This window comes from Pseudomonas sp. S2_E02 (assembly GCF_054668355.1).
This window is the reverse complement of sequence record NZ_CP162761.1, coordinates 4,265,494-4,286,116: the sequence shown is the minus strand read 5'-3', so window position 1 is coordinate 4,286,116 and position 20,623 is coordinate 4,265,494. Positions and strand designations below refer to the sequence as shown.

General features: G+C 59.5%; 22 protein-coding genes. 10 read left to right on the top strand and 12 right to left on the bottom strand.

What is annotated here, in order from left to right; all coding sequences use genetic code 11:
- The first annotated feature begins 180 nt into the window (after nt 1-180).
- Both AB4O01_RS19345 and AB4O01_RS19340 read left to right on the top strand, forming a co-directional pair.
- Entirely contained in the window at nt 181-2,157 is a 1,977-nt protein-coding gene (locus AB4O01_RS19345) for a methyl-accepting chemotaxis protein (protein WP_007920409.1), read from the top strand.
- A gap of 219 nt (nt 2,158-2,376) precedes the next feature.
- On the top strand, nt 2,377-3,591 hold the full coding sequence (locus tag AB4O01_RS19340) for an aldose 1-epimerase family protein (protein ID WP_460089255.1): 1,215 nt from the start codon (nt 2,377-2,379) through the stop codon (nt 3,589-3,591).
- On the opposite strand, the gene AB4O01_RS19335 is transcribed toward AB4O01_RS19340, so the two are convergent.
- The 3 genes from AB4O01_RS19335 to AB4O01_RS19325 all read right to left on the bottom strand — a co-directional run bounded on the left by AB4O01_RS19335 (nt 3,588) and on the right by AB4O01_RS19325 (nt 5,910).
- Nucleotides 3,588-5,081 carry a YifB family Mg chelatase-like AAA ATPase gene (locus tag AB4O01_RS19335; RefSeq protein ID WP_405122666.1) on the bottom strand — a complete coding sequence of 498 codons (1,494 nt, stop codon included), beginning with the start codon at nt 5,079-5,081 and terminating at the stop codon, nt 3,588-3,590. The genes AB4O01_RS19340 and AB4O01_RS19335 overlap by 4 nt on opposite strands.
- A gap of 171 nt (nt 5,082-5,252) precedes the next feature.
- Nucleotides 5,253-5,423 (bottom strand): hypothetical protein, encoded by a 171-nt coding sequence (locus AB4O01_RS19330; RefSeq protein WP_163004674.1) that lies wholly within the window; start codon nt 5,421-5,423, stop codon nt 5,253-5,255.
- A gap of 34 nt (nt 5,424-5,457) precedes the next feature.
- Nucleotides 5,458-5,910, bottom strand: a complete 453-nt coding sequence (locus AB4O01_RS19325) for an N-acetyltransferase (RefSeq protein ID WP_224794712.1) — start codon at nt 5,908-5,910, stop codon at nt 5,458-5,460.
- 913 nt (nt 5,911-6,823) lie between these two features.
- Between AB4O01_RS19325 and AB4O01_RS19320 the strand changes: the two genes are divergently transcribed.
- Nucleotides 6,824-7,093: a HigA family addiction module antitoxin gene (locus AB4O01_RS19320; protein ID WP_460089253.1), complete on the top strand. Its 270-nt coding sequence runs from the start codon at nt 6,824-6,826 to the stop codon at nt 7,091-7,093.
- Here AB4O01_RS19320 and AB4O01_RS19315 read toward each other — a convergent pair.
- Both AB4O01_RS19315 and AB4O01_RS19310 read right to left on the bottom strand, forming a co-directional pair.
- Nucleotides 7,088-7,615, bottom strand: a complete 528-nt coding sequence (locus AB4O01_RS19315) for a BRO-N domain-containing protein (protein WP_460089252.1) — start codon at nt 7,613-7,615, stop codon at nt 7,088-7,090. The genes AB4O01_RS19320 and AB4O01_RS19315 overlap by 6 nt on opposite strands.
- A 359-nt stretch (nt 7,616-7,974) precedes the next feature.
- Complete coding sequence (locus AB4O01_RS19310) at nt 7,975-8,235, bottom strand: accessory factor UbiK family protein (RefSeq protein ID WP_008086041.1); 261 nt, start codon at nt 8,233-8,235, stop codon at nt 7,975-7,977.
- A 413-nt stretch (nt 8,236-8,648) separates the two neighbouring features.
- Between AB4O01_RS19310 and glnK the strand changes: the two genes are divergently transcribed.
- From glnK to sutA, 4 genes are all read left to right on the top strand, one after another.
- The gene (gene glnK / locus AB4O01_RS19305; RefSeq protein ID WP_002555808.1) at nt 8,649-8,987 is read left to right on the top strand and encodes a P-II family nitrogen regulator; all 339 of its coding nucleotides are present in this window, start codon (nt 8,649-8,651) and stop codon (nt 8,985-8,987) included.
- Nucleotides 8,988-9,025: 38 nt separating this feature from the next.
- Nucleotides 9,026-10,363, top strand: a complete 1,338-nt coding sequence (locus AB4O01_RS19300; RefSeq protein ID WP_186620136.1) for an ammonium transporter — start codon at nt 9,026-9,028, stop codon at nt 10,361-10,363.
- Nucleotides 10,364-10,578: 215 nt separating this feature from the next.
- A complete protein-coding gene (locus AB4O01_RS19295; protein WP_102901435.1) occupies nt 10,579-11,004 on the top strand; it encodes a secondary thiamine-phosphate synthase enzyme YjbQ in 426 nt (141 codons plus the stop codon).
- A gap of 102 nt (nt 11,005-11,106) precedes the next feature.
- Entirely contained in the window at nt 11,107-11,433 is a 327-nt protein-coding gene (gene sutA / locus AB4O01_RS19290) for a transcriptional regulator SutA (protein ID WP_093429713.1), read from the top strand.
- A 189-nt stretch (nt 11,434-11,622) separates the two neighbouring features.
- On the opposite strand, the gene AB4O01_RS19285 is transcribed toward sutA, so the two are convergent.
- Genes AB4O01_RS19285 through lptM form a run of 6 tightly spaced genes read right to left on the bottom strand, consistent with a single transcriptional unit; the run spans nt 11,623 to nt 16,232 of the window.
- Nucleotides 11,623-12,330: an HAD family hydrolase gene (locus AB4O01_RS19285; RefSeq protein WP_460089249.1), complete on the bottom strand. Its 708-nt coding sequence runs from the start codon at nt 12,328-12,330 to the stop codon at nt 11,623-11,625.
- On the bottom strand, nt 12,327-13,226 hold the full coding sequence (gene xerC / locus AB4O01_RS19280; RefSeq protein WP_007950060.1) for a tyrosine recombinase XerC: 900 nt from the start codon (nt 13,224-13,226) through the stop codon (nt 12,327-12,329). The genes AB4O01_RS19285 and xerC overlap by 4 nt, the downstream gene beginning before the upstream one ends.
- A gap of 2 nt (nt 13,227-13,228) precedes the next feature.
- Nucleotides 13,229-13,954, bottom strand: a complete 726-nt coding sequence (locus AB4O01_RS19275) for a DUF484 family protein (protein WP_064116398.1) — start codon at nt 13,952-13,954, stop codon at nt 13,229-13,231.
- A gap of 13 nt (nt 13,955-13,967) precedes the next feature.
- Nucleotides 13,968-14,798, bottom strand: coding sequence for a diaminopimelate epimerase (gene dapF / locus AB4O01_RS19270; protein ID WP_257356594.1), 831 nt, complete (start codon nt 14,796-14,798; stop codon nt 13,968-13,970).
- A gap of 3 nt (nt 14,799-14,801) precedes the next feature.
- The gene (gene lysA / locus AB4O01_RS19265; protein WP_077575015.1) at nt 14,802-16,049 is read right to left on the bottom strand and encodes a diaminopimelate decarboxylase; all 1,248 of its coding nucleotides are present in this window, start codon (nt 16,047-16,049) and stop codon (nt 14,802-14,804) included.
- Between the two features lie 9 nt (nt 16,050-16,058).
- Nucleotides 16,059-16,232: an LPS translocon maturation chaperone LptM gene (gene lptM / locus AB4O01_RS19260; RefSeq protein ID WP_007911098.1), complete on the bottom strand. Its 174-nt coding sequence runs from the start codon at nt 16,230-16,232 to the stop codon at nt 16,059-16,061.
- Nucleotides 16,233-16,550: 318 nt separating this feature from the next.
- On the opposite strand from lptM, the gene cyaY reads away from it, so the two are divergent.
- The 3 genes from cyaY to rnk all read left to right on the top strand — a co-directional run bounded on the left by cyaY (nt 16,551) and on the right by rnk (nt 17,651).
- A complete protein-coding gene (cyaY, locus tag AB4O01_RS19255) occupies nt 16,551-16,883 on the top strand; it encodes an iron donor protein CyaY (protein WP_460089247.1) in 333 nt (110 codons plus the stop codon).
- Nucleotides 16,884-16,887: 4 nt separating this feature from the next.
- Nucleotides 16,888-17,112: a DUF1289 domain-containing protein gene (locus tag AB4O01_RS19250; protein WP_093429716.1), complete on the top strand. Its 225-nt coding sequence runs from the start codon at nt 16,888-16,890 to the stop codon at nt 17,110-17,112.
- A 128-nt stretch (nt 17,113-17,240) separates the two neighbouring features.
- Nucleotides 17,241-17,651 carry a nucleoside diphosphate kinase regulator gene (rnk, locus tag AB4O01_RS19245; protein WP_027610444.1) on the top strand — a complete coding sequence of 137 codons (411 nt, stop codon included), beginning with the start codon at nt 17,241-17,243 and terminating at the stop codon, nt 17,649-17,651.
- 7 nt (nt 17,652-17,658) lie between these two features.
- Here the strand turns inward: rnk and AB4O01_RS19240 are convergent, their stop codons facing one another.
- On the bottom strand, nt 17,659-20,502 hold the full coding sequence (locus tag AB4O01_RS19240; RefSeq protein WP_460089245.1) for a class I adenylate cyclase: 2,844 nt from the start codon (nt 20,500-20,502) through the stop codon (nt 17,659-17,661).
- Nucleotides 20,503-20,623 lie beyond the last annotated feature (121 nt).

The following is a 20,623-nucleotide window of genomic DNA, read 5'->3' as shown; positions in this document are numbered from 1 at the left end:
TTAGAGCCGCCACAATGCCGGCCTTGTGCCATAACCTTGTTTTCCGCTCAAGTATTTGGATCCACCGCCGAATACGTGCTTGTGGAACCGTCGTGCCGGTATCCACGATTCACCCCCACAACCAGAAAAATTTCCGAGTCGAGATCAAGGAGGATCCCGTGGCTCGGCCAGGAGCTGTCCATGTCTCAACCTCGCGCTCGGATCGCCTCGCAGCTGGGCCTCGCGCTCGCTGTAATACTGGCGATAGTTATCAGTGGCAGTACGGTGTTCGCCTTGCGTTCGCTGGACTCCGCCAACCTCGCCACTCGTGAAGAGCATCTGGCCAGTGAGGCGCGGCTGCTGGCCGACCAACTGAGCACCTTCCACGGCACGCTGCGTGAAAGCACCCAGCGCCTGAGCGGGCTGTTCGAGAAGCGCTTTAGCGCAGGTCTGAGCATTCACCCGAGTGAGCCGGTGAATGTTGCCGGCACCCAGACCCCGGGTCTGCATCTGGGCAGCGAAGTGCTGAACAACAACTTCAAGGAAGTCGACGAGTTCAAGCAGATGACCGCCGGCGTCGCCACACTGTTCGTGCGCAGCGGCGAAGACTTCATCCGCGTCAGCACTTCGCTGACCAAACAGGATGGCACCCGTGCCATCGGCACCTTGCTCGATCACGCGCACCCGGCCTACGCGAAGTTGATGGCGGGGCAGGGTTACGTCGGTCGCGCCTTGCTGTTCGATCGCTCCTACATGACCCAATACACCCCGGTGCGCGATGGCAGCGGCAAGGTGATTGCGGTGCTGTTCGTCGGCTTCGATTACACCGACGCGCAGAACATCCAGTTCGATAACCTCAAGCGCTTCCGCATTGGCCAGAGCGGTTCGCTGGCGTTGCTCGACGAGCAAAACAAATGGCTGGTCGCGCCGGCGGGGGTGCAGGCGCTGGACCAAGCCGTTCCGGTGATCAAAGGTTTGGCTGCAAAGCCGGGCAAGGGTGAGTTCTGGAGCGACACCTCGGAAGATTTCTACAGCATTGCCGTGCCGTTCGATGGCGGGCCATGGTCGGTCGTGGCGAGCATGCCGAAAGCCGAGATCCGCGCGGTGACCTGGAGCGTGGGTACGCAACTGGCCATTGGCAGTCTGTTGGCGATGCTGCTGGCGGTCGGATCTGTGGTCTGGCTGCTGCGCAGCAAACTGGCGCCTCTGGGGGATCTGGTGCGTCAGGCCGAGGCCTTGGGCGCCGGTGATCTGAGCGTTCGCCTGAACGTATCGAGCAACGATGAAATCGGTCAGTTGTCGCGCGCGTTCAACCAGATGAGCCAGGCGCTGTCGACCATGGTCGAGCACATCCGCCGCTCTTCGGAAGAGGTCAATAGCCGTGCCCAGGCCCTGTCCGGTTTGTCCGGTGGTGCGTATGAAGGCATGGAGCAACAATCTGGCGAAATCACCAGCATGGCCGGCGCGGTGGAAGAGTTCAGTGCGACGTCGTTGAACATCGCCGACAACATGGGCGCGACCCAGCGTCTGGCGCAGGAAAATGCCCAGCAAACGCAGATTGGCCGCAGCTCGATGGAAGAAGCGTCGTCCTCGCTGGAGCAAATCGCTGGCGCCCTGAATAGCACTGCGACGGTGATCAACACCCTTGGCCAGCGCTCGCAGGAGATCGGCGGCATCGTGGGTGTGATCACCTCGATCGCCGAGCAGACCAACCTTCTGGCACTTAACGCAGCAATCGAAGCTGCCCGTGCCGGTGAGCAGGGTCGTGGCTTTGCTGTGGTGGCCGATGAGGTGCGCAGCCTGGCCTCGCGTACTCGTCAGGCGACTGATGAAATTTCCAGCATGATCCACAGCATCCAGCAGGAAACCGGCAACGCGATCAGCACCATGGAGCAGGGCAATGTGCTGATGCAGGAAGGCTTGTCGCGCAACGCCAACGTGGCGTCGGCGCTGGCGCGAATCGATGAACAGAGCCGTTCGGCGGGACAGCAGTTTGCCGCGATTACCACGGCCACTCAGGAGCAGAGCAGCACCGCGACGTTGTTGAGCAGCAATTTGCAGAGCATTGCGCTGGCCAACAGTGAGCAGCGTGAGGTTGTGTCGAACCTGGCGGTGACGGCTAAAGAGCTGGAGAAACTGGCGGCGGATTTGCGTTCCGAGGTTGATCGCTTCCGTTGATACAGCCTTGATATAGCTTTCGCGAGCAAGCTCGCTCCCACATTTTCCGGGGTAGCTCACAAATTGTGTGAACACCCGAAAACCTTGTGGGAGCGAGCTTGCTCGCGAATGCATCCATGCCAATTCTTGATAAATCACACGATCGCAAGCTCCGCTACACTTGCTGAAACGTTTCCGCAGCGCTATAAAAATGGCACAACTCCAATAAAGGCTGCTGCCATGACCCCGCTCAAACTCGCCGTCGCCCTCGGCGCATTCTCTGCTGCTTCCCACGCCATGGCTTGGGATTACGTCCTTCTCGATACCAACAAGCCCGCGCAAAACTGGACCATCACCAGTGAGCAGCTCGGCGTGAAAACCGCCAAACCCTTCTCCGTGAGCCTGCGTACCTTGCACGGTGGGCGGCAGGAAGGCGTCAGCATTGTTGATATCGATAACGGCACAATGAAACTCTCGGTGGTGCCCACCCGAGGCATGAACGTCTTGCAGGCTTCTGTCGGCGACGTGCGGATGGGTTGGGATTCGCCGGTCAAGGACGTGGTCAACCCGGCCTTTATCGAGCTCAACGGGCGTGGTGGGCTGGGTTGGCTGGAGGGCTTCAATGAACTGGTCGCCCGCTGCGGTTACGAATGGGTCGGCCATCCCGGCATCGACAATGGCGAACTGCTGACCTTGCACGGCCGCGCCGCCAACATCCCGGCCAGCGCCGTCACCCTGCACATCGATGAAAAGCCGCCCTACGCCATCAGCCTGCGCGGCGAGCTGAAGGAGCAGGCGTTCAAGAAAGTCGATTTCTCGGTCGTCACCGAGCTGGTCACCGAACCCGGCACTGCGCGTTTCGCCCTCAATGACACGCTGACCAACAACGGTGATTATCCGAAGGAATACCAGGCGCTGTATCACAGCAACTTCAGTACGCCGTTTCTCGAGCAAGGCGCCCGTTTTGCTGCACCGGTAAAACAGGTCTCGCCTTTCAACGACAAGGCCAAGGGTGATCTTGCGGACTGGCAGACCTATCGCGCGCCGACCAAGGACTATGACGAAACCGTCTACAACGTCGTGCCTTACGCCGACGCCAAAGGCGAAACCCTGACTGTTCTGCATAACAAAGCGGGCAGCCTCGGTGTTTCCGTTGGCTTCAATACCCAGCAGTTGCCGGTGTTCTCCCTGTGGAAAAACACTGACACTCAAGGCCAGGGCTATGTCACCGGGCTGGAGCCGGGAACCAGTTTTTCCTACAACCGTCGCTATCAGCGTCCGCTGAATCTGGTGCCGACCATCGCGCCCAAAGAACAAAAACAGTTCCAGATCAGCTACAGTCTGCTCGCGGACAAAGGTGCTGTGGATAACGCCTTGAAGCGTGTGAGCGAGATTCAGTCTGGGCGCGAAACTGAAGTGCGGCAGACGCCGCTGGTGGATCTGACCGAGCATTAAGGTGTCGCCGGCCGATATTGCAGCGCCTCGGCCAAGTGCTCACGCTTGATTGCATCGACTTGCTCAAGGTCTGCCAGCGTGCGGGCGACCTTGAGAAGCCGGTGCGCGGAACGCAGCGATAGCGTTAAACGCTCACAGGCCGACTCCAACCAGGCTTCGTCGACTGTGGATAACTTGCAGTGTCGCTTCAATCCCGGCAGATCGAGAAACGCATTGGCGCAGCCTTGACGCTTTTGCTGCCGTTCTCGCGCCTCGGCCACCAACGCTGCGGCGCTGGCGCTGTCTTCTCCCGGCTTTACCTGCGGGTTCAACGCCGTCGCTTCCCGCGCCACCGTCAGGTGCAGATCAATCCGATCCAACAACGGCCCCGAAAGCTTGTTGCGATAGCGCTGCACCATGTCCGGTGTGCACGAGCACTTGCCGCTCGGCTCGCCAAGATATCCACAGGGGCACGGGTTCATCGCCGCCACCAATTGGAAGCGCGCGGGAAAACGTACGCGATCCTTGGCTCGGGAAATCACAATATGACCCGACTCCAAAGGCTCGCGTAAAACCTCCAAGACCTTGCGATCAAACTCCGGAAGCTCATCGAGAAACAGCACGCCATGGTGGGCGAGGGTAATCTCACCGGGTTGCGGTTTCGAACTGCCGCCGACCAGTGCCGGCCCGGATGCCGAGTGGTGCGGTTGACGGAAGGGACGCTGCGGCCAATGGGTCAGCGGTGCGCCACTGGCGACGGACTGAATCGCCGCCACTTCAAGTGCCTCACTTTCGGCCAGCGGCGGCAACAGCCCCGGCAGGCGACTCGCCAACAATGTCTTACCCGTCCCCGGCGGCCCGCTGAACAGCAAGTTATGGGCACCAGCAGCAGCAATCAGCAACGCTCGTTTCGCTGCCACTTGCCCCTGTACTTCATTCAAGTCGGGATAAGGCTTGCTGGCATGCATCAGCCCGTCGGAGACATAAGGTTCAACCGGCGTATGCCCATTGAAATGCGCCACCGCCTCCAGTAAATGATCCACCGCAAACACTTTCAACCCCGAGGCCAGGCAGGCCTCTTCGGCATTCGCCCGCGGCACCACCAGCGCACGCCCCGCCTTGCGCGCCGCCAATGCTGCCGGCAAAACCCCGCGCACCGCCCTTACTGCGCCGGACAATGCCAACTCTCCCAGACATTCCACATCGTCCAGCGTCAGACACGGCACCTGCACACTCGCCGACAGAATCCCCAAGGCAATCGCCAGATCAAACCGCCCGCCATCCTTGGGCAGATCCGCCGGCGCCAGATTCAAAGTGATCCGCCGCGCCGGAAACTGCAGCCCGGAATTGATGATCGCGCTGCGCACCCGGTCCTTGCTCTCCTTCACCGCCGCCTCGGGCAGGCCGACCATGGTCAGCGACGGCAGACCGTTGGCCAGATGGACTTCGACGGTGACAGCGGGGGCTTCCACGCCAATCTGGGCGCGACTGTGGACGATGGAGAGGGACATGGTCGTTCCTTGAGCTGAATCGGGGGCCGCTTCCTGCGGGTTTTTGAAGGGTAGTCTGGGGAGAGGGCGTTGGTCGGACAGTTTTAAGGGCGAACTTTCACTGGATGTTGCTGAAGGCACTAATCCTCAGGCATAAAAAAACCGCCTGTTTGGCGGTCATTTTTGCGGTACTCAGGTTCCACCACCGGCGAGCCAACCATCGGGCTCCATTTCCTTGCCATAGGTCGCGGCCACTTTCAGAAAATGCCGCTGACTGGCTGAAACTCTGTCCGGCAAACCGAGTTCCTCGGTACCCGGTTTGGAAACCCGTGCCGGTTGGGTTTTCTGCTTCTTCTGCTTCATAAACACCTCACGTGCCGGGATGCTTGATTCGATCTTATTGGTCGTCCAATGGAAAGACAAGGCGACCGGTTGTATCAAAATAAAATCCCAGCGTTTGATAGTAAGGGATGGCACCTGAATCTGGCTCTTGTACTTCGATTTGTGTGCACCCCAGCTTCCGGGCGTAGAACTCTGTTGTCAGCAATGCCATCGGAGCGATCCAGCCCCGCAAGGTATTCGTCTTGCAGGTGTGTCCCTGCAAAAGGACGATTTTCATGCAGATCGTGCTTCTTCGCGGCGTTGCGTAGCACAGTCCGCACAGTTCTTCTTCGTACCAGAACGCCAAGTCCAGCCCTTTTGCATCTTTGGTCTTCCAGTCCAAAACAGCGTCCCATGGATACCCAACGGGGCCGGTCCACTGGTGGAATGCGTTGATTGCTACTGGAGTAATCGGATCGATCCTGAGTGATAGAGCATCAACTCCAGCTGCCAGGGCTTCTGGGTCCATGGACATTGTTTGATGTGCGAGTTTTCGGGATTCAGATTTGAGTGTCTGATTTCGAAGTTCGGTACCTTTGCCTTTTCTTCGCATCGTCTTGTTCTGTGGGATCAATTTGCAGACGATATCGAAGGCATTGATGCTTACGTAATCAGACGTAGGGGACGGTCCTCGTAGGACTGTGCTTGCGTTAGTGAAGGACGTTGGAGATGGCCAGTTCAGATTGTGAGAGGGCGGAGAGGCAATACCTTATACCGGCATGGATGAGGGTTTTGCGCTGCTCTCGATCGTAAATGAGCTTTGACTCCTGAGCGGTACTGAAGGATCCTCACGTTCGAGGACTGCAACTGCGCATTCGTCGGGACTGGGCACCAGCAAAAGCTCCCCCGCATTTTTGGCAGCAGAGAAAGCTGGTTTCTCTGAAGTAGTGACGACGGGCTAGCCTGTCGGATTCTGAACCCAAGGCCGTAAAGCCAGGAGCTAAAGAATCGCTGCGACTATTCCTCCGAACAAAAAAAGGCGTCCTATGGACGCCTTTTTTATTTTTCACTCAGGACCTTCTACCGGCCAGCGCGCCGCTTGGCTCAAGCGCTGGCCCACATGTAACAGCAACTTCAATAAATCGCCGTTGGTTGGCTGACATATCCCCAGCCAAACGGAGTGCTTCGAGGTGCAAATCAACAATCTGAAATAGCTTTTCCTTCCTCTTCTTATCCTTCACAGATACCTCCATTTTGATGGGCGTATTTCGTTTGCCAATGTAATGACATGCGTAAGGGCTGCGTAACTGGGCGCAGACTCTGATGTTTGTAGGGCAATGCCCTAATAGTTGTAGGACGTCGGCGAAAGGGTTTCGACGGTCTTGTATCGCGGAGTCGGATGCTCCAGTTTGGCCACTCAACGCAGTCTCTGGAGGCGAACAATGGACCGCAATGGTATGCGCCCGATTCATCCGGGCGAGGTTCTGAGTAAGGAATTCATGGAGCCGTTGGGCATGACTGTCATGGATCTGGCCATGCCCACGAAATGGCCCGAAAGTGAGATCGAAAAGCTTGTGAAATGCCAGCTCAGGATCTGCGCCGATCTGGCAATCAGCCTTGCCTCTCATCTCAACACTACGCCTGAGTTCTGGATGAATCTGCAATCGACTTACGATTTGCGCAGGGTCCAGCTCCGGCATGCGGGTTTATAGCGATTGCAGCATCCGCGAAGCCCTTTTCCACCATGGCCCCGTCATTGGGCGCTTGGTCTGTTCCCGTTCCACCACCATCAACGGCACATCCTGCAGCCGTATCCACGGCTGGTTATTCCAGTGCAACAAACTCAAAGACATGTCCGGCCAACTGAGCAGGCTCAGGTGTGGGCGTTCGCTTGTGGTGGGGTGTTGGGCGTCGCGCAGGGTGGGGATGACCTGGTGGGTGAGCCATTCGCGTAGCGCTCGGTATTCGGGGCAGTAGTGGTAGACGAGGAGGGCGTAGATGCCGGATTCGCTGATCAGCAGGGTGTTTTCGATTTGATTGTGGATCAGGGTTTTGCGGGTCTGGTATTGGTCGGGGTCGAGTTTTCGCAGCATGCGTTCGTTGAGGTAGATGTGTAGCAGGCGACTCAGGTCTCGGGCGCAGAACCAGGGTTGGTTCTGGATGAGGAGGGCGTGGAGGGGGAGTTTGTGGCGGGTAAAGATGTGCGGGGTCAGATAAGTCTCTTCTTGATTCATTGAGCAGTTCCTCTTGCTTAAGGGGCTGCCCTCAATCGTCGCCAAACGATTGGGTGGCAGTTGTACGCGGGTTGGCGAACCGGAGCAAAAGGAACCCGGCAGACCCGAAGGTCTCCCACGCACAACCGCCATGAAACGATGTGGCGGTAAATGTAGCCGCCATCATGGTTGTCGTGCGCCTTAAGCTGTTCGGGTCGCCAAACCCGCTGCTGAACATTCAGCATCGGGTGAGCTTAGAAACCTGGGCTTTTCGGCGCAATCGGACGGCGGTCATTCAGGTTGTAGGACGTTGCCGGGATGGTTGAAGGGCTGGAGATCAAAAGATCGCAGCCTTCGGCAGCTCCTACAGGGGGCGCGGATTATTCCGCGGGCGGCGTCAGCTTCGCTTCCATCTCGGCAACCTTGGCTTCAAGGCTCTCAAGGCGTGCGCGAGTACGCGCCAACACAACCATCTGACTATCAAACTCTTCACGGCTGACCAGGTCGAGTTTGCTGAAGGCACTCTGCAGCAGCATCTTGAACTGGCTTTCGATTTCGGCTTTCGGCAGCGGGGTGTCGCCGTTGAACAGGCGGGAGGCGGTGCCGCTCAGGGCGTCGAGGAAGTCTTTGGGCGCGAGCATGGAATGTGTCCTGTAAACAGTGGCGGGCAGTGTATCACGCAGTGTCTATAGTCACTGATGTAGGCATGGATGCACGCTTTTCGCGCAAGAGGGCGGGCGGCGACGCACCGTTGTTGTGCGTAACCGTCGGGCCTTTTTCGCGCTAACGCCTGTGGCAGCGGCCAAGGGATTGAAATCAGGGGAATTTGGCGAGATGGCAAGCTTTCTGCTTAGTCGGTAGTGACCCATGCACTGATGCAGTCGCTGTGACGAATGCAGTGCGGCAGACGGAGCGGGGAGTTTCGTCGGCAGCGGTTAGCTGGCGTCAGTCGGGCAGGTAAGGCCGACGATGCGTTACAAAGCCAGGCACTGCGCTTAGACTTGAGTCGGGTTTGTTTTCCTGGGGCAAGTCCACCAATTCGGGAGAGAGTTTCATGAAGCTAGTCACTGCCATCATCAAGCCGTTCAAGTTGGACGACGTGCGCGAGTCGCTGTCCGAAATCGGCGTGCAGGGCATTACCGTTACTGAAGTCAAAGGCTTCGGCCGGCAGAAGGGTCACACCGAGCTGTATCGCGGCGCGGAATATGTGGTCGATTTTCTGCCCAAGGTGAAAATCGACGTGGCCATCGACGACAAGGATCTGGATCGGGTTATCGAGGCGATAACCAAAGCGGCCAACACCGGCAAGATCGGTGACGGCAAGATCTTCGTGGTCAATCTGGAACAGGCGATTCGCATCCGTACCGGCGAAACCGATACCGACGCGATCTAAGCGCCGCCACAAACCCCAACGCCCCAGGAGAAAACAATATGACTCTGCGTAAATTCGCAGGGCTAGGAGCCCTGTTGTCCATCGTAATGCCAAGCCTTGCAATGGCGGCAGACGAAGTGGCGGCCCCGGTCCTCAATTCCGGCGACACTGCCTGGATGCTCACCTCGACAGCCCTCGTGCTGTTCATGACCATCCCGGGCCTGGCGCTGTTCTACGGCGGCATGGTTCGCTCGAAAAACATTCTTTCCGTGATGATGCAGTGCTTCGCCATTACCGGTCTGATCAGCATCCTGTGGGTCATTTATGGCTACAGCATTGCGTTCGACACCACCGGCATGGAGCAGGGCGTCGTCAACTTCAACTCGTTCTTCGGCGGCATGGGCAAGGCGTTCCTCGCCGGTGTCACGCCGTCGAGCCTGACCGGCCCAGCGGCGCTGTTCCCTGAGGCGGTGTTCATCACCTTCCAGATGACCTTCGCGATCATCACCCCGGCGCTGATCGTCGGTGCGTTCGCCGAGCGGATGAAGTTCTCCGCGATGCTGATCTTCATGGGCGTCTGGTTCACCCTGGTTTATGCACCGATCGCGCACATGGTCTGGTCCGGCAACGGCGGCCTGATGTGGGACTGGGGCGTACTCGACTTCGCGGGCGGCACCGTGGTGCACATCAACGCCGGTGTGGCTGGTCTGATTGCCTGCCTGGTATTGGGCAAGCGCAAAGGCTTCCCGACCACGCCGATGGCTCCGCACAACCTCGGTTACACCCTGATGGGCGCGGCGATGCTGTGGGTCGGCTGGTTCGGCTTCAACGCCGGTTCCGCTGCGGCGGCCAACGGCACTGCCGGTATGGCTATGCTGGTCACTCAGATTGCTACCGCTGCTGCCGCGCTGGGCTGGATGTTTGCCGAGTGGGTCACCCACGGCAAGCCAAGCGCACTGGGTATCGCATCGGGTGTGGTTGCCGGTCTGGTAGCGATTACTCCGGCGGCCGGCACCGTGGGCCCGATGGGCGCACTGGTGATTGGTCTGGCCGCAGGCGTGGTGTGCTTCTTCTGCGCCACCACCCTTAAACGCAAACTCGGTTATGACGATTCCCTGGACGCGTTCGGCGTACACGGTATCGGCGGTATCCTCGGCGCGATCCTCACCGGCGTATTCGCTGCTCCGTCGCTGGGTGGTTTCGGCACCGTGACCGACATCGCCGCGCAAGTGTGGATTCAGTGCAAAGGCGTCGGCTTCACGGTGATCTACACCGCGATCGTCACCTTCATCATCCTCAAGGTGCTGGACGCTGTGATGGGTCTGCGTGTGACCGAGGAAGAAGAATCGGTCGGCCTCGATCTGGCACAGCACAACGAACGCGGCTACAACCTGTAAGTACGCGCAGCAAAAAACTTGCCCGGTTCGCCGGGCATTTTTTTGTCTGGAATTTGTCGCAAAGAGAGCAGCTGAAAGGATTTTTCGTACGGCTTTGGTCGTGTTTACGACGAGCGTTTTTCTACGGCCAATGGCTTACATCATTGCAGGAATATTAGGGCCTTTGTTTTTTCCCAGAGCGCGCTAGAATGCGCCCCGAACGTGCGGAGAACTGTATGTGGCAACAGACTCTGATAACCCTGCGGGCACGGCCCCGGGGCTTTCATCTGGTGACGGACGAGTTGATCAAAGGGCTGCCTGAACTCAGGGAGTGCCGGGTCGGTCTGTTGCATTTGTGGCTGCAGCATACCTCGGCGTCGTTGACCATCAACGAGAACGCCGATCCGGCGGTACGTCGCGACTTCGAACGATTTTTCAATCGTCTGATCCCACAAGGAACAGACGGCTATGAGCATAACGACGAAGGCCTGGACGACCTCCCGGCGCACTTCAAGGCCAGCGTGCTTGGCTGCCAGATCAGTCTGCCGGTTTCGGCAGGTCGCCTGGCACTGGGAACCTGGCAAGGCGTTTATCTGGGCGAGCACCGTGATCATGGCGGTGCCCGAAAAGTCCTCGCCACCTTGCACGGTGAAGGGGCGTAAACCGTTGGTCACCAATGGTTACTGATTTTTTAACGGCGACTTTCGACAGTTGCCAAAGCTGGTCTATAACTAATCTGCTTTTCGCAAGTCATGAGGTAGAACATGAGCGACGATGATCTGGAAAACGACGACCTCGAAGTAGGCGACGAAGACGAGGCCGAGGAAGGTCTGGAAGCAGCAGCGGAAGACGTTGCTGAAGACGATGGTGGCGACGATACGCCGGCCCCGGCTGCCAAAGGCAAAGCCAAGGCCGCGGTGTCGGTAGATGAATTGCCGAGCATTGAAGCCAAGAACAAGGAACGCGACGCCCTGGCCAAGGCCATGGAAGAGTTCCTGTCGCGTGGCGGAAAAGTGCAGGAAGTGGAGGCCAATGTGGTCGCCGATCCGCCCAAGAAGCCGGACAACAAGTACGGCAGCCGCCCTATCTGAGGCGTGCCGCTGGCTTGCTGAAAAGGCCCGCCGTCGCTGCGGGCTTTTTCATGCCTGGAATAAATGAGCTGAAGTGAATGCAGTTCCCTTGTGGGAGCGAGCTTGCTCGCGAATGCGGTAGGTCTTACAGCATTGCAGTGACTGACCTGACGCTTTCGCGAGCAAGCTCGCTCCCACAGGGTTTGTGGATTATTTCGAGGTGGCATTCCAGCGTGCGAGTACGGCTGGCAAATCACTCAGGCTGCGAATCTCGGCATCCGGCAGACGATCCGCTTCCCAGACCTTCCCCGCCGGGTTAAACCAGATTGCCCGCAACCCCGCCTGTTGTGCTCCAGCGATGTCATCGCCCGGGTGATCGCCAATATGCACGGCTGTTTCGGCTGTAGCACCACCGCGCTGCAAAGCTTCATGAAACAACCGAGCATCCGGTTTGGCGATGCCGATATCTTCCGCGCACAACGCAAACTTGAAGTAGTCCGCCAGGCCCAATCGACGCACATCAGCATTGCCATTGGTGACCACGCCAAGCGCATAGTGATTGGCGAGAATCTCCAGTACTGGTTCGACTTCAGGGAACACTTCGATCTGATGCCGAGCATGCAGAAACACTTCAAAACTCTTGTCCGCCAGCGCCGACGCCTCGTCATGGGCGTACCCGGCTTCTTCCAGTGCATGGAACAACACCCGCCGGCGCAGCGCGCTGATGCGATGTTTCAGCCCCGGCTCATTGGCCAGCACCCGCTCACGAATCCCCCACAAATGCTCCACCGGCACCGCACCCAGATTCGGCGCATGTTCGCTCAGCCATTCGCGCAATATCGCTTCGGCGCTGACGATCACCGGAGCGGTGTCCCACAAGGTGTCGTCGAGGTCGAAGGTGATCAACTGGATGCTCATGAATCATCGCCTTTCATGCGTTTAGCCCGTGGGTGGGCACTGTCGTAGACCGCCGCCAGGTGCTGGAAGTCCAGGTGGGTGTAGATCTGCGTGGTCTTGATGTCCGAGTGGCCGAGCAATTCCTGCACCGCGCGCAGATCCTGCGAGGATTCGAGCAGGTGGCTGGCGAAGGAGTGGCGCAGCATGTGCGGGTGCAAGTTCTGCCCCAGTTCGCGTTCGCCGGCCAGTTTCACTCGCACCTGAATCGCCCGTGGACCGAGGCGCCGACCTTGCTGGCTGACGAACACGGCGTCGTCTGCGGGGTTGGTCATGGCCCGCAGAGGCAGCCATTGTTCGAGGGCTTCGCGGGCCTTTTTGCCCACCGGCAGCAGCCGGGTCTTACTGCCCTTGCCGAGGACTTGAACCATGCCATCGGCGAGGTCGAGTTGATCGAGATTGAGTCCGGTCAGTTCGGAAAGGCGCAGGCCGGAAGAATAGAACAACTCAAGAATCGCCTGATCGCGCCGCGCAAGAAAATCATCCTCGACCGCCCCTTCAAGCAGTTGCAGTGCGCGATCAGTATCGAGGGTTTTCGGCAGGCGACGTTCGCCCTTCGGCGGCGCCAGACCGGTCGCCGGATCGTGGTCGCAAAGACCTTCGCGATTCAGATAGTGATAGAGCCCGCGTACTGCCGAGAGCAGCCGCGCGAGACTGCGCGAGGATTGGCCCTGCGCATGCAGACGGGCGATCAGGCTTCGCAGGCGCTGAATGTCTAGCGCCGCCCAGCTGCCGATGTTCTGTTTGACGCACCAGCCAAGGACTTTATCGAGGTCGCGGCGATAGGCCGAGAGCGTGTGCGGCGACACCTGTCGCTCACTGCGCAGGTGTTCGCAGTAAGCGTCCAGTTGCCGTTCCATGCTCAGCGTACCGAGCGCAGGGAGCTATTGACCCGTGGCAGCACACGGCCCATGACTTCGGCGATATAGCTGAGGAACAGCGTACCGACCGAACTCTTGTAGTGCTGCGGATCACGGCTGGCGATCGCCAGAATGCCGTGGATGCCTTGATGACTGACCGCAACCACGGCGGTGGAGCCGATCTGTTTGCGCTGTTCTTCGCCGAAAAGAAAATCCAGCTCATGCTCACGCAGGCTGCCGCTGACGCTTTTGCCTTCGGTGAGCAAGCCACCGATGGCGACTTGTGCGTCGGCGTGAGTGACCCAGCGACCGACCGGTGCCGGGTTGTCACCGAGCAGAATCAGGCTGACAAAGGGCACCTGAAAATCCTGGCGCAGGCTGTCTTCGACGCTGATCACCACGTCTTCGAGGCTAGCGGCGTCCATCAGGGACAGTATGAGACGGCGGGTCTTGTCGAACAGTCGATCGTTGTCGCGGGCGACGTCCATCAATTGCGAGAGGCGATGGCGCATCTCGATGTTGCGGTCGCGCAGAATGGTCATCTGCCGCTCGACCAGCGAAACGGTATCGCCACGCTGGTGAGGAATGCGCAGGGCGGGCAGCAGTTCTTCGTGCTCGACGAAGAAGTCCGGATGCGCCTCCAGGTATGCGGCAACCGCTGCCGCCTCCAGGCTCTCGGACGCTGATTCGTCGGACTGTCGGGCGGGTACCTGAGGCTTATCGGTCATGGTTTCTGCTCACTCAAAGACGTACTTGTCCTTCGTATACACGCACTGCCGGACCGGTCATCAGAACCGGTTGGCCAGGGCCAGCCCATTCAATGGACAGGCGCCCGCCGGGCAGGTCGATCAATAGCGGCGAATCCATCCACCCCTGGCTGATCGCAGCGACAGCCGCTGCACACGCGCCGGTGCCGCAGGCCTGGGTTTCCCCGGCGCCACGTTCCCACACGCGCAGTTGCGCGCGGTTGCGGTCGATGACCTGGAGAAAGCCGACATTGACCCGCGCCGGGAAGCGCGGGTGGTGTTCGATTTTCGGCCCCAGTTCATGCACCGGTGCATTGTTGATGTCCTGCACGCGCAACACGGCGTGCGGGTTGCCCATCGACACGGCGGCCAATTCGACCGTGGTGCCGTCGACTTCCAGTTGATAGCTGCTGGCCTGCGCCGGCGCTTCGAACGGAATGTCCGCTGGCACCAGACGCGGGGCGCCCATGTTCACGCCGATCTGGCCGTCGTTACGCACGTCCAGTTCGATGATGCCGCCCTTGGTCTCGACGCGAATCTGCCGTTTGGCGGTCAGACGCTTGTCGAGCACGAAGCGTGCAAAGCAGCGCGCACCGTTGCCGCACTGCTCGACTTCCGAGCCATCGGAATTGAAGATCCGGTAACGGAAATCCACGTCCGGATTGCTCGGTGCCTCAACGATCAGCAACTGGTCGAAACCGATGCCGGTGTGGCGGTCGCCCCACTGCTTGGCGTGCTTTGGCTGAATATGCGCGTGCTGGCTGACCAGGTCGAGAACCATGAAGTCATTACCCAAGCCGTGCATTTTGGTAAAACGCAGCAGCATGGGTTACTCCGGCAGCAGGCTTTCGCCGGCAAACAGCTCGGCCACGGTTTCGCGGCGGCGCACTTCAAAAACCTGATCACCGTCTACCAACACTTCGGCAGCACGGCCGCGGGTGTTGTAGTTGGAACTCATCACAAAACCGTAGGCACCGGCCGAATGCACGGCCAGCAGATCGCCTTCGGCCAGGGCCAATTCACGGTCCTTGGCGAGGAAGTCACCGGTTTCGCAGATCGGGCCGACGATGTCGTATTTGCGCGCAGCGGTGTCACGCGGTTTGACCGCAGTGACGTCCATCCACGCCTGATACAGCGCCGGGCGGATCAGGTCGTTCATCGCCGCGTCGACGATGGCGAAGTCTTTATGTTCGGTGTGCTTGAGGTACTCGACCTGCGTCAGCAGCACGCCGGCATTGGCGACGATGAAACGGCCCGGCTCGAACACCAGCGCCAGGTCACGTCCGTTCAAGCGCTCGCGCACAGCCTTGATGTAGTCGGCAGCCAATGGAGGCTCTTCATCGCGATAGCGCACGCCCAAACCACCACCGAGATCGATGTGGCGCAGGTGAATGCCGCAGTCGCCGAGACGATCGACCAGATCCAGCAAGCGATCGAGCGCATCAAGGAACGGTGGCAGGGTGGTCAGTTGCGAGCCGATGTGGCAGTCGACACCGACCACTTCCAGGTTCGGCAGATGCGCGGCGCGCACGTACACGTCTTCGGCGTCGGCGATGGCGATGCCGAACTTGTTCTCTTTGAGACCGGTAGAAATGTAAGGGTGGGTGCCGGCATCGACGTCCGGGTTCACCCGCAGCGATACCGGGGCGCGAACGCCCAGCTCGGCGGCGACCACTTGCAGGCGCTCCAGCTCGTCGGTGGATTCGACGTTGAAGCAGTGCACGCCGACTTCGAGGGCGCGACGCATGTCGTCACGGGTCTTGCCGACACCGGAGAAGACGATCTTGTCAGGGCTGCCGCCAGCGGCCAGCACTCGCTCCAGCTCACCACGGGAAACGATGTCGAAACCGGCACCGAGACGGGCCAGGACATTCAGCACGCCGAGGTTGGAGTTGGCTTTGACCGCAAAGCACACCAGGTGCGGCATGCCGGCCAACGCATCGGCATAGGCCAGATACTGGGCTTCGATGTGCGCGCGGGAGTAGACGTAGGTGGGCGTGCCGAAGCGATCGGCGATGGCGGACAGCGCCACACCTTCCGCGAACAGCTCCCCGCCACGGTAGTTAAAAGCGTCCATGGCGATCCCTTATTGGTAAACGTCGTGCTTGTGTGCTTTGGACGGCTGCTTCTGCGAAGACTGGGCTTGCTCGGCCGGGTCCTGATCGTCATCCGGCAGGTACAGCGGGCCTTTTTGACCACAGGCCGAAACGAGGCAGGCAACCGCGACGAGCGCAGCAAGGGAAGAGATCAGGCGCTTCATGGCGAAATCCTTGAAAAATGCGTTAATTGCGCCGGAGTATACCGGCCACCCGGCAGCTTGCCTATGCGAGGGGGTTCCCGTCCGGCGGGGCTTGTCCGTGAGCACTGGTAACCCTGAGGGAGCGAGCCTGCTCGCGATGGCGGTGTGTCAGGCAACAATAATGTTGAATGTGCCGGCCATTCGCGAGCAGGCTCGCTCCCACAGGGTTGGGTGTTCGATGCCCTGACCGGTGCTTGGTCGTTAATCTTTGCAATCGGCCAGCAGCGTCCGTATCTTTCGGCGCTTGTGCCTGATCAGACATTTTTTGAGGTTGCCGCAATGAGTTTGTCCGAAGCCCGTTTCCACGATCTGGTCGATGAAACCCAGGAAAAACTGGAAGACATCTTTGAAGAGAGCGACCTGGACATCGATCTGGAAAGTTCGGCCGGTGTGCTGACCGTCAAGTTCGAAAACGGCTCGCAGCTGATCTTCAGCCGCCAGGAGCCGCTGCGTCAGCTGTGGCTGGCGGCGGTGTCCGGTGGTTTCCACTTCGACTACGACGAAGAAAGCGAGCGCTGGATGTGCGACAAGAGCGAAGAGCAACTGGGCGAAATGCTCGAGCGCATCGTCAAGCAGCAGGCTGGCGCTGAATTCGACTTCGAAGGTCTGTGATTCCGTGACTGACACCGCTCCCGTTCGTCCACCGAAGCCGCTGTACAGCAACATCAGCCCGGCCGTGCCCTCGCCGTGCAGCGGTGTGTGCCGATTGGATGAGCAGAAGGTCTGCCTCGGCTGCTTCCGCCATGTCGAAGACATTCGCGAATGGCGCTCGGCAGATGATGACCGGCGACGTGTGATTTGCGCGCAGGCGTCGCAGCGCAAACAGTGCGGCGGGGCGTGACTTGTATATTTTTTGAGCTGTGATAGTGTCCGAACACGCCTCAACCCATCGAGGCCTGGTGAAAACCCCGTCTTTTTTGGCGGGGTTTTGCTTTTTTTGTGTGCAGAAGAAAGGAGTCTGCCCGGATCATGACCGCACCTTCCATCACCCTTACCCGTCTGGACGTGCAACGTCTGGAGCGCCTGATCGACAGCCTGGATGACACGCTGCCGGGCGTCATCGCGCTGCAAACCGAACTGGACCGCGCCGACACCGTGGTCGGTCACGATGAAGTGCCCGCCGATGTCGTGACGATGAATTCCCGTGTGCATTGCCGCGAAGAAGGCAGTGGCAAGGATTACCACCTGACGCTGGTCTATCCGAAGGACGCCAACGCCGATGAAGGCAAGATCTCGATTCTGGCGCCAGTCGGCAGCGCACTGCTGGGCCTCAAGGTCGGTCAGCACATCGACTGGCCGGCTCCGGGTGGCAAGACCCTCAAACTGACCTTGCTTGAAGTCGAATCGCAGCCGGCCAACGGCGGTGAATTCCGCGAGTAAGCCCGCCTCAGACCTGTTCGAGTGCCTCGTTCAGAGCGCGCTCCAGGTCAGCCTTGTAGCGCAGATACAGATTGCTTGAACTCTGCCCGTCACCGAGCAGGCCGGAAAGGTCGAGGTCGGTGATGTAGCAGCGATAGCGTTCGCTCTCGCGGCGCTGCTCGACGATCTCCCGGGCGACCACGCTGAACAGCTGGTCGCCATGTTCCAGTTCGCTGAATTCCCGTTGATTGCAATACAGCGTGACCTGCACTTCGCCCGGTGCGGCTTTGCCGACGATCGCCTGTACGTCGTAGAACGGCTTGTTCACTGGCGTCTGTGGTGCCGACCGCGCTTCGACCCGGCGCGCACGTCCCGGACCTGAAGGCAATAACTGGTAATACAAAGTTTCGAGACGGCCGTCGGGACCGGCGTCCATCGGCAGCACGGCTTCGCGGCGGAACAGAATAGATTGCAGGAAGCGTTGCAACGGCACCAGCAGACTCTGCTCGTCGTGATAAGGCACATGTTGCTGCCACAGCGCGTTGAACTCATCCAGCACGTACAGCTCGGCCTGCTGCTCGGTGATCCGATAGAACACTTGAATGCACTCCGGCTGACCCATCGGCAGGATCAGCGCAAGGTCGTTATCTTCCAGTGCCATGGGATCCAGGTGCAGCGGACTGTAGCGCGGCTGTTCTTCGCCAAGGTAGTCGAGCAGGGCCGGCAGGGTGGCAAGCGCCACATGGTTGACCTGACCCGGCACCAATTCCAGCACGTGATAATGCTGCTGCACCTGAATCAGGTAGCGATGGTTCAACTCGCTGAGCAACAGGTTCTGCGCGGTGTCGATGATTTCTTCAACGCGACGGGCAATGAACTGCGCGCGGTTGTGGCAGAAGCAGCGCACCTTCAATGACGGCTGCAACGGCCCGCGCGGCAGGTTGTTGAGGTAATCGCGTAGGCAGTCGAGCAGGGCATGCGGGCCGTCGAAGCGGTTGACCAGTACTTCGTTCCAGCTATTGAGCGTGACCTGATCCAGGGTCAGCACGAGGTTTTCGCGCACCCCGGCGTAACTCAGCGAGTCGGTGCGCTCGGTGGTCATCAGGATATTCAGGTCGCGGTGATGCTTGAGCGGGTCGACGCCGACGTTGACCAGAATCAGCACTTCGCTTGGCACCGCTGCACGCAGCAACGGTTCTTCCGCGACGGTGGGCAAGGGCAGGGCGATGCACTGTTGCAGGCTGCCGAGCAGGTTGAACAGCTCGAACTCGCTCAGGTCGCTGGTACCGGGATGCAGGGCCAGGCGGGTGCTGCTGTCGATCACGCCGTTGCGGTGGCACCAGGTCAACAGCTCCAGTAACTCGCGGCTGCGCTTGATTGGCGCAAAATGTTCCCACTCAAGTGCCGTGAGGCTGCCGTTATACAGGCCCCACTGGGTTTGTCCCGGTTCCTTTTTATTGCGTGATTGCACCAGGGTCAGGGTGTCTTCGGCCAGATCCGGGGCGATGCCGGGGTTGATGAATTCGACCTTGTCGGCCTTGCGTTCGAAGGCCGCGTAGAGCCGGCGCCCCAGCACATTGAGATCGCGTTTATTGATCAGGCTGACGGTTTGTTCTGTGCGGGCGAACTGGGTCAGGAAGCGATAGCTGTAGTTCAGCTCATTGACCAGCGCGCGGCGTTCGGCGCTGACCTGGCGGACTTTCCACTGGCTGCGGCTGTCGAGCAGCGTCAGTTGTCGCTGATCCCAATGCCATTCGCTGGCCAGTCGTTCCAGCAACGTGCGTTGCCAGCTCTGGGTGCGGCTGTTGCCAGTGAGCTTGCGGTTGACCTTCAGGTACAGCGCGCGGCGCACCAGTTCCAGCCGCTCCGGCTCGTTGCGCGCGGTGAGGTATTCCTCGATACGCCGGTACACGACCATGTACGGGTCCAGTTCATCCAGATCCAGCTGGTTGGCGAACACGGCTTTTTTGAAGCGCAGGCTCAGACATTGCACTTGCGGGTGTTCGCTGGCGTAGACCTCGGTCAGCAGCAGCTTGAGCACCGATTTGTAGGGTGACTCGATGCCCTTGAACAACTGCCACAATCCGGCACCGATGAATTCGCCCGGCGGAATCCGCGCCAGATGACCGAGGTCGAGGGTCTCGTCGGCCCGGATAAAACGCTTGGACAGCAGGGTGTGGGTGTAAAGGTTGTACGCGGTTTCTTCGTAAACCGGCACCAGCCACCAAATGGGTGTGCGCCCGGCCAGCCAGATCGCGGTGCGGTAAAACTCGTCCAGCAGCAGATAGTGCTGAGTGCTGCCGCAGTTTTCCGAGCTGAGCTGGGTGTCGCGTTCGCCTTTGACGAAGCGCTCCGGGTCGATCAGGAAAAAATGCGCTTCGGCGCCCTGACTCGCGGCCCAGGCTTCCAGCAGCTGGCATTTTTTGCGCAGTTCGGCGAGCTCGCTTTCGTTCAAGTCCGGCGCGTGGCAGACCCACACGTCCATGTCACTCTGATCGGCCTGTGCCAGCGTGCCAAGGCTGCCCATCAGGAACAGGCCGTGAATCGGTCGCGGCGGATTGCTGCCGTGACGCGGTTTGTACGAAAACGAACGAGTCAGACGCTGTGCGTCGGTCAGCACGTTGGCGTCGGGCTCGTAATTCGACAGGCCGGCCGGCGTGCTGCCCGATACGTATCCCGGCAGCAGCGGGTGATTAACATGAAAGAACAGCGGCAATAGCGTCAACACACTTTGCTGGCGTGTCGACAGCCCTTCAAGGGCGCGGCCGAGGCGGCCTTCATTGAGTTTGAGAAAGCGCGCGCGTAGCTGGCTGAGTACCTTGCGGTCGATGCCTTCGTCCAGGTCAGGGCGGATTTCGTGGGTGCGCGTCATGTCAGCTCAAACCGGCTCGCAAGCTCGGACGAAGAGGGTCTCGGAATGGGAGGCAGTTTAGCCTTTGCGCAGCGGGACTTTTAAGCTGAATTTGTTTTTTGACGTCAGATTTCTATCGCGG